The 13,541-nt window shown below is 69.2% G+C and carries 14 protein-coding genes, 1 tRNA gene and 2 pseudogenes; 5 read left to right on the top strand and 12 right to left on the bottom strand.

The window, feature by feature from the left end; genetic code table 11:
• Nucleotides 1-83: 83 nt before the first annotated feature.
• The gene (locus tag ABT296_RS34460) at nt 84-2,483 is read right to left on the bottom strand and encodes a ricin-type beta-trefoil lectin domain protein (protein ID WP_351933367.1); all 2,400 of its coding nucleotides are present in this window, start codon (nt 2,481-2,483) and stop codon (nt 84-86) included.
• A 483-nt stretch (nt 2,484-2,966) separates the two neighbouring features.
• On the opposite strand from ABT296_RS34460, the gene ABT296_RS34455 reads away from it, so the two are divergent.
• A complete protein-coding gene (locus ABT296_RS34455; RefSeq protein ID WP_351933365.1) occupies nt 2,967-3,227 on the top strand; it encodes a DUF6479 family protein in 261 nt (86 codons plus the stop codon).
• A gap of 52 nt (nt 3,228-3,279) precedes the next feature.
• Here the strand turns inward: ABT296_RS34455 and ABT296_RS34450 are convergent, their stop codons facing one another.
• The 3 genes from ABT296_RS34450 to ABT296_RS34440 all read right to left on the bottom strand — a co-directional run bounded on the left by ABT296_RS34450 (nt 3,280) and on the right by ABT296_RS34440 (nt 4,495).
• A complete protein-coding gene (locus tag ABT296_RS34450) occupies nt 3,280-3,633 on the bottom strand; it encodes a PRC-barrel domain-containing protein (RefSeq protein WP_351933364.1) in 354 nt (117 codons plus the stop codon).
• Nucleotides 3,634-3,979: 346 nt separating this feature from the next.
• A complete protein-coding gene (locus ABT296_RS34445) occupies nt 3,980-4,150 on the bottom strand; it encodes a hydrophobic protein (RefSeq protein WP_351933362.1) in 171 nt (56 codons plus the stop codon).
• Nucleotides 4,151-4,330: 180 nt separating this feature from the next.
• Entirely contained in the window at nt 4,331-4,495 is a 165-nt protein-coding gene (locus ABT296_RS34440) for a hypothetical protein (protein WP_351933408.1), read from the bottom strand.
• A 68-nt stretch (nt 4,496-4,563) separates the two neighbouring features.
• Between ABT296_RS34440 and ABT296_RS34435 the strand changes: the two are divergent.
• Nucleotides 4,564-5,046 (top strand): annotated as a pseudogene (locus ABT296_RS34435) (helix-turn-helix domain-containing protein); the annotation flags it as partial.
• 121 nt (nt 5,047-5,167) lie between these two features.
• On the opposite strand, the gene ABT296_RS34430 reads toward ABT296_RS34435, so the two are convergent.
• Nucleotides 5,168-5,581, bottom strand: coding sequence for a hypothetical protein (locus tag ABT296_RS34430; RefSeq protein WP_351933359.1), 414 nt, complete (start codon nt 5,579-5,581; stop codon nt 5,168-5,170).
• A 760-nt stretch (nt 5,582-6,341) separates the two neighbouring features.
• Here ABT296_RS34430 and ABT296_RS34425 point away from each other — a divergent pair.
• A complete protein-coding gene (locus ABT296_RS34425; protein WP_351933357.1) occupies nt 6,342-7,139 on the top strand; it encodes a hypothetical protein in 798 nt (265 codons plus the stop codon).
• Nucleotides 7,140-7,256: 117 nt separating this feature from the next.
• Here the strand turns inward: ABT296_RS34425 and ABT296_RS34420 are convergent.
• The 7 genes from ABT296_RS34420 to ABT296_RS34390 all read right to left on the bottom strand — a co-directional run bounded on the left by ABT296_RS34420 (nt 7,257) and on the right by ABT296_RS34390 (nt 12,900).
• A tRNA-Met gene (locus ABT296_RS34420) sits at nt 7,257-7,330 on the bottom strand.
• A gap of 99 nt (nt 7,331-7,429) precedes the next feature.
• A complete protein-coding gene (locus ABT296_RS34415) occupies nt 7,430-7,615 on the bottom strand; it encodes a DUF8636 domain-containing protein (protein ID WP_351933355.1) in 186 nt (61 codons plus the stop codon).
• A 232-nt stretch (nt 7,616-7,847) separates the two neighbouring features.
• Entirely contained in the window at nt 7,848-8,849 is a 1,002-nt protein-coding gene (locus ABT296_RS34410) for a glycoside hydrolase family 113 protein (protein WP_351933353.1), read from the bottom strand.
• On the bottom strand, nt 8,843-9,856 hold the full coding sequence (locus tag ABT296_RS34405) for an AF_0692 family protein (protein WP_351933351.1): 1,014 nt from the start codon (nt 9,854-9,856) through the stop codon (nt 8,843-8,845). The genes ABT296_RS34410 and ABT296_RS34405 overlap by 7 nt, the downstream gene beginning before the upstream one ends.
• A gap of 259 nt (nt 9,857-10,115) precedes the next feature.
• On the bottom strand, nt 10,116-10,664 hold the full coding sequence (locus ABT296_RS34400; protein WP_351933350.1) for a DUF1062 domain-containing protein: 549 nt from the start codon (nt 10,662-10,664) through the stop codon (nt 10,116-10,118).
• 245 nt (nt 10,665-10,909) lie between these two features.
• Nucleotides 10,910-12,250: an MFS transporter gene (locus ABT296_RS34395; RefSeq protein WP_351933348.1), complete on the bottom strand. Its 1,341-nt coding sequence runs from the start codon at nt 12,248-12,250 to the stop codon at nt 10,910-10,912.
• Nucleotides 12,247-12,900, bottom strand: coding sequence for an ArsR/SmtB family transcription factor (locus tag ABT296_RS34390; RefSeq protein WP_351933407.1), 654 nt, complete (start codon nt 12,898-12,900; stop codon nt 12,247-12,249). The genes ABT296_RS34395 and ABT296_RS34390 overlap by 4 nt, the downstream gene beginning before the upstream one ends.
• A 241-nt stretch (nt 12,901-13,141) precedes the next feature.
• Here ABT296_RS34390 and ABT296_RS34385 point away from each other — a divergent pair.
• Nucleotides 13,142-13,240, top strand: a pseudogene (locus ABT296_RS34385) (GNAT family N-acetyltransferase); the annotation flags it as partial.
• 131 nt (nt 13,241-13,371) lie between these two features.
• Nucleotides 13,372-13,541, top strand: a 170-nt coding sequence (locus tag ABT296_RS34380; protein WP_351933405.1) for a helix-turn-helix domain-containing protein, incomplete at its 3' end; no start/stop codon positions are given.

The raw sequence follows: 13,541 nt of genomic DNA, 5'->3' as shown, positions 1-13,541 counted from the left end.
CGTCCATCGTTGGTGAAGGGGCGCCTGCCGGGCGAAACCCGGGGCAGGCGCCCCTCCCTGTCAGGAACGGTCGTCAGGGGCTCTCACGGGAGGGTCCACTTCTGGTTGGCGCCGGTGTGGCAGGTCCACAGGTGGACCTTGGTGCCGTCGTTCCAGGTGCCGCCCGAGGCGTCCAGGCACTTGCCGGACTGCGGGTTGCGTACCGTTCCGTCTGCCTGCGGCTGCCAGGACTGCGCGCCCGATCCGTTGCAGGTCCACAGCTGGATCTTCGTGCCGTCCGCGGCGGCGCCGCCGGAGACGTCCAGGCACTTGCCCAGGGCTCGGACCGTGCCGTCGCCACCGACGGTCCACTCCTGGGCGCCTGTTCCGTTGCAGGTCCACAGCTGCACCTGCGTGCCGTCCGCGGTCTGCGAGTTGTCGACGTCGAGGCACTTGCCGTTGACGCCCTTCACCTCACCGGTGGCGGACGTCGCACCAGGCAGCTTGTTGAGCGTGTACCAGGCCTCGGTGCTCCACAGCGCTTCGCCGCCGGAGGAGCTGAAGGGGCGCGGTGAGCGCACGTGCACGACCCGGTCGGCCTTGAGGCCGGCGATGGCGAGGGTGACCGTCCTGCCGTCCGTGGAGAGGGTGGCCGACTGCGCGGTCAGCGTCTCCTCGTCGACCTTGGGTCCCCCGTAGGCGGCGGTCGGCACGTAGCGCCACTGCTTGATCCGGTAGCGCTGGAGCAGGTTGCTCGCAGTCTGGGTGGACAGCGGCTGGGTGTACTCCAGCTCGAATCCGCCCGGTACGGCGCGCATGGCGCGGATGTCGAAGGAGTTGGCGCCGTTCGGCGTCAGCTTCTGCAGGCCGAACGCCAGCTTGCCCTCCTGGCCCCAGTTGCCGCCCGCCCCCAGGCCGCCCGCGTACAGGGCGCCGTCGGGGCCCACGCTGATCCGGGTGACACCGGCCTCCAGACCCTGGGTGAGCCGGAAGACGGCGCCCTGGTACTCCCCGCCGACCTTCTCCAGGTAGCCGCGCTGGATGCCGCCGTAGGTCACGTCGCCGAAGAGCATCTGTCCCGCGAACGGGCCGCTGCTCAACTGCAGTGGTGTGCTGGGCGAGTTGGCGATCTCGTTCTGGGGCAGCCACAGCACGGGCTTGGTCACCGGCCGGGTGTCGAAGGGGCCGTCCGGGTTGGTGTGGTGGTTGAAGAACCGGTCCTGTTTGATGTGCACCAGTTTGGAGGAGGGCAGCCAGCCGCCCTGGTTGTCGGTGACGAACATGTCGCCCTCGGGTCCCCAGCCGATCCCGTTGGGGGTGCGCAGCCCGCCGGCGACGTAGGAGACGGCTCCGGTGTCCTTGTTCACCTTGATGGTGGTGCCGCGGTTCGCGGCCGGCTGCGGGTCGGTCGTCGCGCCGCCGTAGTTGATGGACACCGACAGGTTCAGATAGAACGACCCCTCCTTGTAGAGGAGTCCGAAGGCGAACTCGTGGAAGTTCCCGCCGAACGGCCAGGTCGCGACGGTCCGGTACTGGTCGGTCACCTCGTCGCCGTTGGTGTCGTTCAGCTCGGTGAGCCGGTGCTTCTCGGAGACGTAGAGCTTGCCGTCGACGTACTTGATGCCCATGGGTTCCTTGAGCCCCTGGGCGATCTTCTTGTACGTCACCTGTCCCGGACCGGTGCTGCCGGTGACGTTGTCGAGGAGGTACACCTCGCCCGTGGTGTTGTTGCTGCCGCCCCAGGTGGTGATGGCCAGCCGGTCGTCCGGCAGCCAGTCCATGGCGGAGACCTGGGGCTCGAATCCGCTGGGGCGCAGATTGGTGAGGGTGTAGTTGGGGTGCACGCCCGTCAGCGGCAGGCCGTCGCCGGGCAAGTCGGCGCCGCCCTCGCACTCCTTGCGGCCGGGCGATGTCACGCGCACGACGTCGGCGTCCGTGCTGAGCACGGAGTTCGGTACGACGCTGAAGTCCGCCGCGCCGGGCGGCTTCCAGGCCAGGGTGAGCTGTTGGCCGCCGTCGCGTTCGAAGTGCTCGATGCGCAGACTGCGGTAGCCCGCGGCCAGTTGGACGGTTCCGTCCTTCGGTTCGGCGCCGTGCAAGCCGTCGTGGTCGACGACGAGTTGGTCGTCGATCCAGAGTCGCGATCCGTCGTCGCTGGTCAGGCGGAAGGCGTAGGCGCCGGCCGTGGGCACGTCGAGGTTGGCGATGACGTGGGTGACGAAGTTGCTCTCCAGACCGAAGTCGGTGGCGGAGCTCCAGTTGATCACCGGCATCAGCTTGTCGATGTTCGGTGTCTGTCCCGGCTTGAGGGTGCATAGCCCGCTCAGCGGGACCTGCGTGTCGAAGACTCGTAGGGTGACGCCCGGTTCCTGCGGGGGCGGATCCGCCGCGGCCCGTTCGGCCGCCGGGGCGGGGGCGGAGGCGAGGCCGACGGCCAGCGCCGGGGCGATGAGGACTCCGGCAAGGCGTCTGCTGAGCCGGCGGAGGTGTGGTCGTGAGTGCACGTGAACTCCTGAGCTTCCTCGGGAAGGGGGTGGGGCACTCGGGTGTCCATCGCGGCCGGGGCGCGCCGTCGTCCCGGATGCGATGCACTGACGCCGCTGCGTGGAGCAGCGGCGTCAGACGCGCGGTTGAGAGGAGCCACCGGGGTTCGCGAGGGCCCGGCGGTGTCTGTTCCCGCGGGTCCTGCGAACGAGGTGGGTGAAGGTGTGCCAAGAGCTGTGATGGGGGGTGCGGTGGTGCTTCAGGCACCGTCGGCGGCCGTTGTTGCCCGTGGTCGCTGCGGTGGTGTGAAAGTAGCGGCGTTCTCGCGAAGACGTAACCCCTTCGGCGGTCGATCCGCGAACTTCTTCCTTGGTCAGGACAAAGACCGGAGCACGTTGACTCGTGCCACCGGCAGAGGGCCGACCTGCCTGAGCTCCCGGGCCATTCGAGGGCCGAAGCGCACACGGGGAGGATAGACCCCGATCACGGGGTACTCGGTACGCATGATCACTGAATCCCTCATGCCGCTGGCCGCTTCCTCGACCGGCTCACTGTGGCTGATCACGGCGGGAATCGTCGTCGTGGCCGCCCTGCTGGCCGCCTTCATCGTCGGCAGCAGACGGGCCGCGCGCCGCCGCGTCCCCACCCCCTCGGCCCGGCCCCAGACCCCGGGCACGACGCGGGCCCCACAGAGCGGAGACGGCTGGCAGACACCCGCCGCCGACCCGGAACAAGGCCACCCCCGCCGCCCGGACAACGACTGAAACGCCGTAGGGCCCGCCGTCTCCGGCGGGCCCTGCAGAGTGGTGCTGTGCGTCAGATACGACGGTGGGACTGGTAGTAGGTCCCCACCTGCTCGTGGTACGCGGGGTCCCCCACGTGCTTGTCCTTGTCGAACTCCGGAGAGTCCTTGATCTGCTCCTTGGTGAGCTCGACGTAGATCTTGCGCTCGGAGGAGTCGACCGACTTCACGGTACCGGCCGGCAGCAGGACATGCTTGCCGAAGATCCAGACACCGGTGTCGACCACGAGGTAGGCGGAGTCGACGTCGTCCGAGTGCTTGTCGACCTTGCCGATGCTGCCGTCGGTCGCCTCCACCTTGTATCCGATCAGGTCGGCGCCCGCCGTGTGGCCGGAGGTGGAGTTGTAGCCCCAGATGCTGTCACTCATGAAACGACTCCCTCATCTAAAGACACCACTGCCGAAACAGCGGAAAGAACCAATCAAATTCCACGCCACCCAAAGAGGATTGACGCTTCATCAAAACTTCGAGTGCCCATCACTGCCGGTTTCACACATGGATTGCGCGATGGATGGGACGACCGGGGAAGACACCAGGGCAAGGCGGTTCCAAGCCCTCGCGACACCCTCGGCTATTGCGTCGGGTACCCATACCTCGCGGAATACACCTTGGAAATCTGATCCTTTTCATCGCGGGCGGCGCGGCATGGAAACGGGTGGGGCCCGGCGCTCCAGCGCCGGGCCCCACCCGTATGAACTTGCTGTTCAGCGACGTCTACCAGCGGTACCAACGACCTCGCTTGCCGCCGCTCCCCGCCGGACGGACCACAAAGCCGAGGAGCCACAGAACCAGCACTATGACAGCCAGCCACCACAGGGCCTTCAGTGCGAACCCGGCACCGAAGAGAAGGAGAGCCAGCAGAAGAACAAGAAGAACAGGAACCATGATTATCTACCTCCGCACAGGCATGTGCCCGGCATGACCATGCTCATTCCTGCCGACCTCGCCCAAACTCTCCGCCCCACCAAGACCACGCTCCGTAAACCGTCGCAAGAGGCGGGGAGGCGCCCAGGCGGACTACGCCGGCCCCGGGATCCCGGCCTGTACAGGTCCGGTGAAACCGGGCTAGACCTCGATGTAGGCGACGACGACGACCGTGCGCAGGGCGGTGACGAAGTACAGGACTCGGACGGCTTCGACGTCGTCGGTGTACTGGCGCAGCGCTGGCGAATCGGCGCTTGCGGGCAGTGAGCCTTTTCCAACCTGCTGACGCTGTCCGGCGGTTGGCATGACAGACGAGTGAAGCCCCTGATAGACGGGTTCACGACCAAGATCACCCGTTCTGCCAGAGGCTTCACATGCTTGTCTACCCGTCCGGACTGGACCTGTCCAGCTCGCATCTTCGTTTCCTCACCGCCCGTCTCCGTGAACGTCGCCGCGCGATCGGCAGCCGGTGGCGTCGGCTGAACGCCGGCCAGCAGGCCCTGCTCGCGCTCGCCCACCTGCGCCACGATCACCCCTACGCCCAGCTCGCAGCGGGCTTCGGCATCGGAACCACGACCGCCTACCGGTACATCACCGAGGCCGTGGACGTCCTGGCCGCCCTCGCTCCCAGCCTCGCCGAAGCAGTACGGGCCGCATCGTCGAAGGCGTTCGTACTGCTGGACGGGACGCTGCTACCGACCGACCGGACCGCCGCGGACCGGCCCTTCTACTCCGGCAAGCATAAAAAGCACAGGATGCCGCTCAACATCCGCACATGGACGTGCGACGGCTGCGGGACCACCCACGACCGGGACGTGAACGCGGCGAACAACATCCTGGCCGTCGGGCTGACGGCGTCTGTCTGTGGAGCCGGTACAAGACCTCAACGGAGCACTCCGGGCGGGCAGTCGGCGACGAAGCAGAAACCCCTACAGCGCGAGCCGTAGGAATCCCCCTCCTTCAAGGAGGGAGAGGAAGTCAATCCACGGTCAGTAGGAAGATCCCTGCGCCCAGGATGAGGCAAAGCCCGCACAGGAGGACCGCGATGAAGAGTGTGACGGCGACACGTGCACTCAACACACCCCAGAACTCCGCCCGCCGGCCATCGGGAGTGTCGGTGCGCCAGTCCGACGGAATGTCGACGCTGCCCTCGGCGATGGCCGGCGCGGCCCTGTGCACGTCCCCCGGGTGAAAGTAATGGAAGGTCGGCTCCGCCCCCCACGTGCCCCGGCTCTCCCCGCCGACCCTGCGGACACGGACATCCGCACGATAGGCGACACCCGGCAGCCAGAGCTTCCGCACCGGCCACAGCCTCGCGACCTCGTCACTGCTCAGCCAGGGCTCCTCCTCATGTGCTGACTTCGATGTCCCCGGATCCGGCGTGTGCGCCATGCCTCCCCCTCGATGCAGCAGGCCTCCAGTACACATCCGCTGCCTTACGTACCGGTAGAGCGCCCGGCGAAGGTCAGGGGAGCGTCAGCACAGTAGGCCCGGGCGGGCCGGTCCACCGGAGCGAGCAGGGCGGCGCGAACGCCGGCGCGGTCCAGGGCGTGCTGGGGGCGTGACCGACGGACGGTCGCGGCGGCGGGCGGGGCTCGGAAGGTGCCAGGGCACGGGTCGATGCCACGGGCCGGCCGACGGCCAGAGCGGCCGGAGCGGCCGCCCAGCAGGCGCTGACTGGTGGCATGCGGGACGGCGGCGAGCAGGCCGACGGAGTGGATGCCGTGGTCGTTCAGCGCTGCGGCATGGCGGGGCCGACGCTGTGCATGGGACTCAACCAGCAGCCCCGCCGACCAGGGGACGGGCGGGCTGCGGCCGTGTCCGGCCGGCAGTCGAGCCAAAGAGCGCCGATGGCCAGGGTGCGCAGGGGGGGCGTGGCATGGGGGCAGTGGGGGTGCGCACATGGAAGGCGTCCTCGGCGTACGGGACGCGCTCGATGTCGTGGATCTTGTTACCGGTGCCCCCGTGGTCGCGGACGCGGCGGGCGGGGGCGGTTGCCCCGGGCCCGCCCGGCGGTGAGGCGCGCGGTGAAGACGGTCCGGATCGCGCGCCGTCGCCGGACCGTCACCACAGACCTCGGTGTGACCGGCCGGCAGTCGGCTCTGACCGTGCTCGTACCGCATGCTGGTTGACTGCACCCGTGGATGAACTGATGGACGTACCGAATGCCGAGGACGGCTGGGAGCCCGCGGCCGATCCCGCGGGTGGGCGCAATCCGGCCCGGCAGGCCTCGATGTTCCAGAGCACGGGGTGGCCCCTGCACTCGTTCGCCCGTCTCTCGGTGGACCTGGACGCGGTGGCTCGCCGACTGAGGCTGACTCTCGAGTCGTCATGGGACGGACACGGCAAGGTGAGGGCGGCGTTCTTCGTGCTGGAGGGCACCGACTACGCCGCGACCCATCACGAGGGAGACGCCCCGGGAACGCACATCTGGACCCGGGGCGGCGGCCCTCTCGACCCGGCTGCCCGCGCGGAACGGCTCCTCGCCGCGCTCGGCGTCGGCCCGGAAGTGATCTCCTATTCCATCTGGGGAGCCGGCAGCGACCTGTCGGCCGTACCCCCCGCCTGGCGCCGTGCCGGGCGCGCCATGCGCAAGCCGGTCCAGTCACGGCAGGAGTTCTGGGAGAACTTCAAGGCCCGTCCGGGCATGTTCGCCGGCCGGGTCACCTTCCAGTCGGTGACCGGGTTCCTCAACGGCTACGACACCGCCGCCGCGGGAGACCTGCTCAACGGGTTCCCACAGTGGCTCGCCGCCCGACTCGGGTACGGGACGAACCTGGTCTGGACGAGCCTGGCCATGCAAGCGGCGTTCCCCGGGGGCCGACCCGAGGAGCCGTGGTCGCCCGAGGACGACCGGCACGCCGTCGACCACCTGCTCGCCCTGCTCGACGAGTACTACGGGTCTCTCACCGGCGGCCGTGAGCCGCGGCCGGCCCCGCAACCGTCCTGAACATCCGGGAAGCCCGCCAGGCGCGGCAGGACCCGGGCCGGTACGGCCGGGCGGCGTGGATGGTGGCACGGACACGACGACGGGCCCGGCTGTCATGCCGGGCCCGTCGTCGATCAGTAGCGGGGACAGGATTTGAACCTGCGACCTCTGGGTTATGAGCCCAGCGAGCTACCGAGCTGCTCCACCCCGCGTCGGTGACACCACTCTACACACGTATCGCCGCGGGGCTGCACGGGTTGCCTCCCGGCGTGAGCAGGGGCACACGATGCTCACGCTCCGGGGACCCCGGGTCAGGTGGGGGGTTCGGGAAGCTCGCCGGGGCCGACCGACACGATCACCACCCGGGTGCAGCCGGTATCCCTGAGCGCCTTGCGGCGGCGTTTGGCGGCGGGCTTGTCGTACCTGCCGGCAGAAGCCTGGGGCACACCGTCCCGGTCGGTCCACGTCAGACCGTAATGGTGCATCGCGGTCGTCATGCGGTTCATCCTCCAGCCCACGCGTCTGTGGCCACCGTCTCACAAGCCGATAGTGGTCCGTTCGATCCAGCAGCTTCACACGCTCCGGCGACCAGGAAAAGACCTCGGCCATCCATCCTCGAGCACATCTACGGGTAGATCAGGGCAATACGGACGGCCAAGCGTCTGTTGATCGGCACACACCGTGCCGCCCGGGCATCCGTATGCACCAAGACGCGCACCGCCCCGCCCCCTACCGAGGCCGGCCCTCCCCCGCCGTCGGCCCGCCCGCCTGCCCGGCTGTGTCGCCGTAGCGCCGCGCGACCTCGTGGAACGCCTCCTTGGGCCTGCGCGCGCCGTCGCCGGTCACCGCCACGAGCCCGAAGCCGGCTTTGTCGAGGTCGAGGTGAGGATCGTCGTGGTGCGTGAAGTCGGGCATGGCGAAGGTGAACACGAAGCAGCCGTGCACGCCCTCCGTCTCGTACTGGTCGATGAGTGCACCGAGGTAGCGGGCTTGGACGGTCTCGTCGCGAGGGTGGTCGCCGCGGATGCGCGGGGGCGCGGCGAACCAGTTGACGATCCAGAAGGAACCGGCTCCGCGCTGATCGGCTCCGGTGAAGGCACCGCAGCCGAACTCGGTGATGACCACGGGCTTGTCGTGGTCGCGGACCAGGCCGCGCAGGCGGTCGGTGTAGGTGGCGTGGTTGCGGGCCGAGCGGTAGAGACTGACGCCGGCCAGGTCGAACATGGACCAGTCGACGTGTTCCCACCCGGCCGCGGAGTAGGTGAGCGGCCCGCCGAAGCGGTGCCGCGCGGTGGCAACGGCGGTGGACAGCAGTCGGTGCAGCCGCCTGTCGATCCTGCGCCGCAGCAGGCGGTGGAAGCGCACGATGAGTTTCAGGCGCAGGAACGAACGAGGCCCGGGGACGATGCCGGGTGCGGTGTGGGAGAACTCGCTGCCGATCAGGAGCGTCACCCGGTTCGGGTGTTCCCGGCGAAGTTCTTCGGCCGCCTCGGCTACGGCGTCCAGGTGCTCCAGCAGCCTCGTCTGGGGCCGTTCGGGAAGGTGGGGCCGGATGTAGACGCCGAGACCGGTTTCCAGGGCGGAGCGGGCCGCAGCGATCAGCGGCTTGCCGTCCCCGATGAGCATCACCGTGGTGCAGTGCAGGTCCCTGGCGATGACCTCCATGTCCCGCCGCACGTCAGCGGTGCTCGCCTCGCCGACCAGGTAGGAGATGCCGCGAACGGTCAGCATGCGTTCGGCTCCTGTCGCCGTAGACGGTGGGCGGCCACGAGGAGGAGGCCGGCGACTCCGGCGAGCATCGCGGCGTTGACGGCGTACTTCACCGTGAAATCGGCGTCGTCGCCGAGCGGTTCGACCAGGAACGACAATCCGGCACGGACGACGAGAGCACTGCCCGCAGCGGCCAGCACATGCCGTCGGTCCCAGCCCCGGCGGCGCGACCAGCGCAGCAGCAGCCAGCCGAGTACGGCCATCGCGACGACGTTCACCGTCACTCCGGACCAGGTCGCCGGCAGCATCTGGCCGGCACACCAGGTGACTCCGGTGGCCCCTGCGACCAGCCACCACGACGGTGCCTTCACCGGCGACCGGCTCCTGGCCCGGCGGACGGTGAACGCGGCGGCGATCAGGGCGATGGCGACCACCGCGGCGCCGGTCAGCTGCGCCGGACCGGCGGTGGAGTCCGCTCCTGTGTCGCTGTGGATCAGCGCGGCGCCCAGCGCCCACAGCACCGCCATGACGCCGATGCCGACCGGGCCCAGCCACGGCCGGTTCGCAACGCGCGGCACACAGGATTCGACCACCGCGACCGGAGCGGCGAAACTCCAGATCACATGCCCCCCGACATAGTTCACCAGGTTCGCCGCATCGACCCCCAGGCCCGGAACGAGGGTGACCGGCGCCTGGGTGGCCCAGCCGGGGTCATCGGCGTCGGCCTCCCTGCCGAACAGGCTCTGGTCGATCAAGCCGGCCTGGATCACCCCGAAGGCCGCACTCAACAGCAGGATCGTCGGCCAGCCGCGGCCGGTGCGCCGAGTGACCTCACGGATCAGCACCGCGACGGTGCCGTAGAGCGGCGCCAGGACGAGCAGGCCCGCCAGCAGTTCCATCGGCCGGCTGGTGCTCTCGCCGTAGCCGATGAGGTACTCCGCGCTGATCGGGGACAGCACGAGCAGACCCCCCACGGCGGCCCAACGGCGCCTGAACGGCGGGAGTTCGGCAGGGGCGGACACGCGCATGAGAAGTCCTCTGCCTGGGCGATTCAGCGGTCCGGATCGTCACCGGGTCCGTCGACACTAGAAGGACCCCCGACCGCCGGGCATCCGCCATCCGTCCAGGAAGGCACGACTTTCGTCTACAAACGCATACGAGGCACACCGCCCCGGGCAGCGCATGGGCGCTCGTCCGAGTCCAGTTAGCCGTCTGCCCCCTTGTACGGTGTCTCGTGGGGCCTGTCCGGCGGATCTCGCCGGACAGGCCCCTGGTGCCGAGGTGGGCTCAGCGCTTGAGCACGAAGGTGAAGTCGCCGGAGCGTTTGGCGTTCAGCCGGACTGCCGAGACCAGCTTTCCTTCCGTGATCGCCCGCTCGGCCTCGGCACGCGAAAGGCCGCAACCGTCGGCGATCAGTCGCACAGGCCTCACAGGTATGCGCGCCGCGAACCGGACCAAGACGTCGATCACTTCGCTGTCCAGGTGCTCCGAACTGCCGGTGTCGAGACGCCAGGCGTTGTCCCAGTCGAGCGCGATGCGGTTACGGCGGAGCACGACCGGGTCCTGGAGCAACTCACCTGCGAGAACAGGGTCGTTGAGATGCACCCGCTCCAGCAGCTCAGGCCGTACGGAGCGCACGTTCATCCGCTCCAGGACGGTGAGCTTTGCCGTGTCCCCGCAAGCGGAGCACAGCAGGAGGAGCCAGACGTCGAGGAGCTTGTGGTGTGCGTTGACGCGGAACTTGCCGTTCGCCCGGAAGCGGCCGGACGCGCACACGGCGCAACGGCGGAGAACGGTCGGCAGGCAAGTGGGCATGACCACCCAGTGATTGAGCACAGAAGTACACCGGTTCCAGTGAGAAGTCCGCAGCAAAAGGCAGCGCGGCGCACAGGTGCGACGCGCGACAGATCAGCGCTCGGGAAGTCTCAAAGGGTGTACAACGGGACGTCCTTGCCTAGACGACGTGGCTCGGCAGCACGTTAACGGCGTACAGCGGCGCTGCTCCACTGGTTTTCGTGGAGGCGCTGCTGGTCCGGACGGGGCGCACCGGGCGGCGTGAGCTGCCTCGCCTCCCACGCACGTCAGGTCGTGAGGTCCGCACCGTGTCGTGCGGGGCTGTCTTCCCGGTCCTGTTTCAGGGCGCCTCTCGCGCCCGGCCGGTCCATCTCCCGCCACTCCCGACGCAGCCCTGCCAGGGTCGTCGTGAGGAAGTACGTGGTCCCGCAGACGAGCAGTACGGGTACGAGTCCGGCGGAGGCGATCGCCGCCCCGGCGATCAGGCCGCCGAGGGGGATACCCGCCCAGGCCAGAGAGTCGCCGAGCGCGTTGACGCGGCCCAGCATCCGACGCGGGACCCGTTCGAGCAGGACGGCTCCGATGACCGGGTTGAGGAAGCCCGCGCCGAAGCCGCTGACGGCGAAGACGGCCAGGACCGCGCCCATCGGGGCGTCGAGGGCGAGGACCAGGAATCGCGGCGCCCCGGCCAGCAGGAACCCGGCGAAGAACACGACCCTGCGCCGCAGGCGGTGTCCGGCGACCGCGGCGATCAGGCTTCCGGCGACCGCCGCGGCGCCCATCGTGGTGCCGGCGAGGCCGATCGCGGTCGGCCCGTTGCCGGACTCCTTCGCCCAGACGGGCATGAGCACCGTCATGAAGGCCGCGTCGAGCAGGTTGGTGATGCTCACCATGACGATGACGGTGAGCAGCAGCGGCTCGGTGCGCAGGAAGGTGAAGCCTTCGGCGAAGCGCTTCCAGTAGCCCTCCTCCGCCTCTCCGGCCTGCGGCGTGGCGCCCTCGGCCGGCTTCGCCGTGCGGCGGCGTGGCAACGCCAGTGCGATGATCACCGATCCGAGAGCGAAGCTGGCCGCGTTGACGACGAGTCCTGCCAGCGGGCCGAGCAGTGCCACCAGGGCGCCGCCGGCTGCCGGACCGAGGGTGGAGGCCAGCCGTTCGGTCACGCCGGACAGCCCGGTCGCCCGCTCGAGCGGTACCCCGCCCCGCTCGGCGGCTTCCGGAACCATGACTTCCTTGGCCAGGTCGCCGGGGCCGCGGGCGGCGCCGATCACCGCGACCAGGGCCAGCAGCAGCGGGAAGGACAGCAGGTGCAGGGCATGGCAGAGGGGTACGGCTGCGGCGGCCGCTGCGCTGGCGAGGTCCGTGGTCCAGGAGACGGTCCGTGGGCCGGCCCGGTCGACCAGTGGTCCGGCCAGCGCCTTGACCACCACGTAGGGCGCCATCTCGAAGAAGGCGACCAGTCCGGTCTGGGTGGCGCTGCCGGTCGTGACGAGCACGAACCAGGGCAGGGCGACCGCGGACACCCGGGTACCGGTCAGCGAGACGGCCATGGCCGCGAGCACCCCGGCCAGGGGCCGTAAGGACCGCCTGCCCGACATGCCGTCCGCGCCGGCGGTGTCGTCGGTCATGGCGTCCGCCTTCCGTCCACGGACTCGGGACCGGAGTGCGCCTCCGGCGGGGCGGACGCGTCCAGTTCGGGCAGGAGGTGCGTGACCAGGCCCACCCGCTCGGCGCCCTCGGGGGCGGTCGCCGCCGCATCGGGCGTGTCTCTGCGGTAGCGGTAGATGACCTCCCTCAGCTCGCGCCGCAGGGAGATGGCCTCTTCGGGCGTGAGCCGCAAGGCCCAGTCGCTCATGTCGAAGGTGTCCCGCCACTCGGGGGGCATCGTCTGCACTTCGTTGAGCGCCCGTTGGATGCGCAGGGTGTAGGTGGTGGCGACGGAGTGCAGGAAGGCCAACGTCGCCTCGGGTTCACGATCGGCCAGCTCCCGGTCGTTGAACTCCGTCATCTGGTGGACCGAGCGCCACCAGCGCTCTCGCGCGTTGCCGCGCCCGGTGTCCTCCTCGACGAACCCCGCCGCGCCGAGCTGGCGCAGGTGGTAGCTGGCCGTCCCGGAGTTCACGCCCAGCCGCTCGGCGAGGCGGGTGGCTGTCGACGGGCCGAACTTCCGCAGCAGTCCGACCAGTTGTATGCGCAGCGGATGCGCCATGGCACGCAGTCCCTTGGCATCCAGGACGACGGAGTTCTCTTCGAGGTGCGGGCCCTGCGGCCCCTTCATCGCGTCGGTCACCCAACACAGCCTAGACCGCGAAGAGTTCTTCGCAAAGACTTCTTTGCGAAGAACTCTTCGCGGTCAACTGCCCACCGCTGAACACCAGATGCCAGCCGCTGGCGACGAGACCGACCCCGGCGGCCTGGCCCTGTGTGCGCTGATCGTGAACTCAAGGGCGGCCCGGGGCCTGCGGGTTGATCGAGCCATACGCTTGATCATCACGGGTCCCGCTGATTGGCTGTCCGGCATGTCCCCTCTCGGCTCCGTCCCCTGGCCACCTGCCCCGATCAGGACCGAAAGGCTCGTGCTCCGGGAGCCTGAGACACGGGACCGGAACGCGTTCATCGTGTCTCCTTTGTGGATACCCCGGCCTTTCGGGCCGGGGAGGAAACGGAGCTCCTGCGGAGCAGGGCAGGGAGGGCTGTTTCGCCCTTCGGGTGGAGCAGTGTTGTCAGTGGCGGCCGTTAGGTTGCTCACGTGCATCTGCGGTATTCGTTTCGGATCGAGCCGACGCCGGGTCAGCGCATCGCGCTGGCCCGTACGTTCGGCTGTGCCCGGGTGGTCTACAACGATGCGCTGGCAGCAAGGAAGGCCGCCTACGAGGCGGACGGGTCGCGGATCGCGACGGGTGCTCTGGCGAAGCAGGT

The sequence above is a fragment of the Streptomyces sp. NPDC000983 genome (assembly GCF_040299205.1).
Classification (GTDB): domain Bacteria; phylum Actinomycetota; class Actinomycetes; order Streptomycetales; family Streptomycetaceae; genus Streptomyces.
This window is presented reverse-complemented; position numbering and strand designations above follow the sequence as displayed.

Coding starts and splice junctions, on each gene's coding strand:
- ABT296_RS34455 (WP_351933365.1), top strand. CDS start 2,967: ATGATCACTGAATCCCTCATGCCGCTGGCCGCTTCCTCGACCGGCTCA.
- ABT296_RS34450 (WP_351933364.1), bottom strand. CDS start 3,633: ATGAGTGACAGCATCTGGGGCTACAACTCCACCTCCGGCCACACGGCG.
- ABT296_RS34445 (WP_351933362.1), bottom strand. CDS start 4,150: ATGGTTCCTGTTCTTCTTGTTCTTCTGCTGGCTCTCCTTCTCTTCGGT.
- ABT296_RS34440 (WP_351933408.1), bottom strand. CDS start 4,495: ATGCCAACCGCCGGACAGCGTCAGCAGGTTGGAAAAGGCTCACTGCCC.
- ABT296_RS34430 (WP_351933359.1), bottom strand. CDS start 5,581: ATGGCGCACACGCCGGATCCGGGGACATCGAAGTCAGCACATGAGGAG.
- ABT296_RS34425 (WP_351933357.1), top strand. CDS start 6,342: ATGGACGTACCGAATGCCGAGGACGGCTGGGAGCCCGCGGCCGATCCC.
- ABT296_RS34415 (WP_351933355.1), bottom strand. CDS start 7,615: ATGACGACCGCGATGCACCATTACGGTCTGACGTGGACCGACCGGGAC.
- ABT296_RS34410 (WP_351933353.1), bottom strand. CDS start 8,849: ATGCTGACCGTTCGCGGCATCTCCTACCTGGTCGGCGAGGCGAGCACC.
- ABT296_RS34405 (WP_351933351.1), bottom strand. CDS start 9,856: ATGCGCGTGTCCGCCCCTGCCGAACTCCCGCCGTTCAGGCGCCGTTGG.
- ABT296_RS34395 (WP_351933348.1), bottom strand. CDS start 12,250: ATGACCGACGACACCGCCGGCGCGGACGGCATGTCGGGCAGGCGGTCC.
- ABT296_RS34390 (WP_351933407.1), bottom strand. CDS start 12,900: ATGAAGGGGCCGCAGGGCCCGCACCTCGAAGAGAACTCCGTCGTCCTG.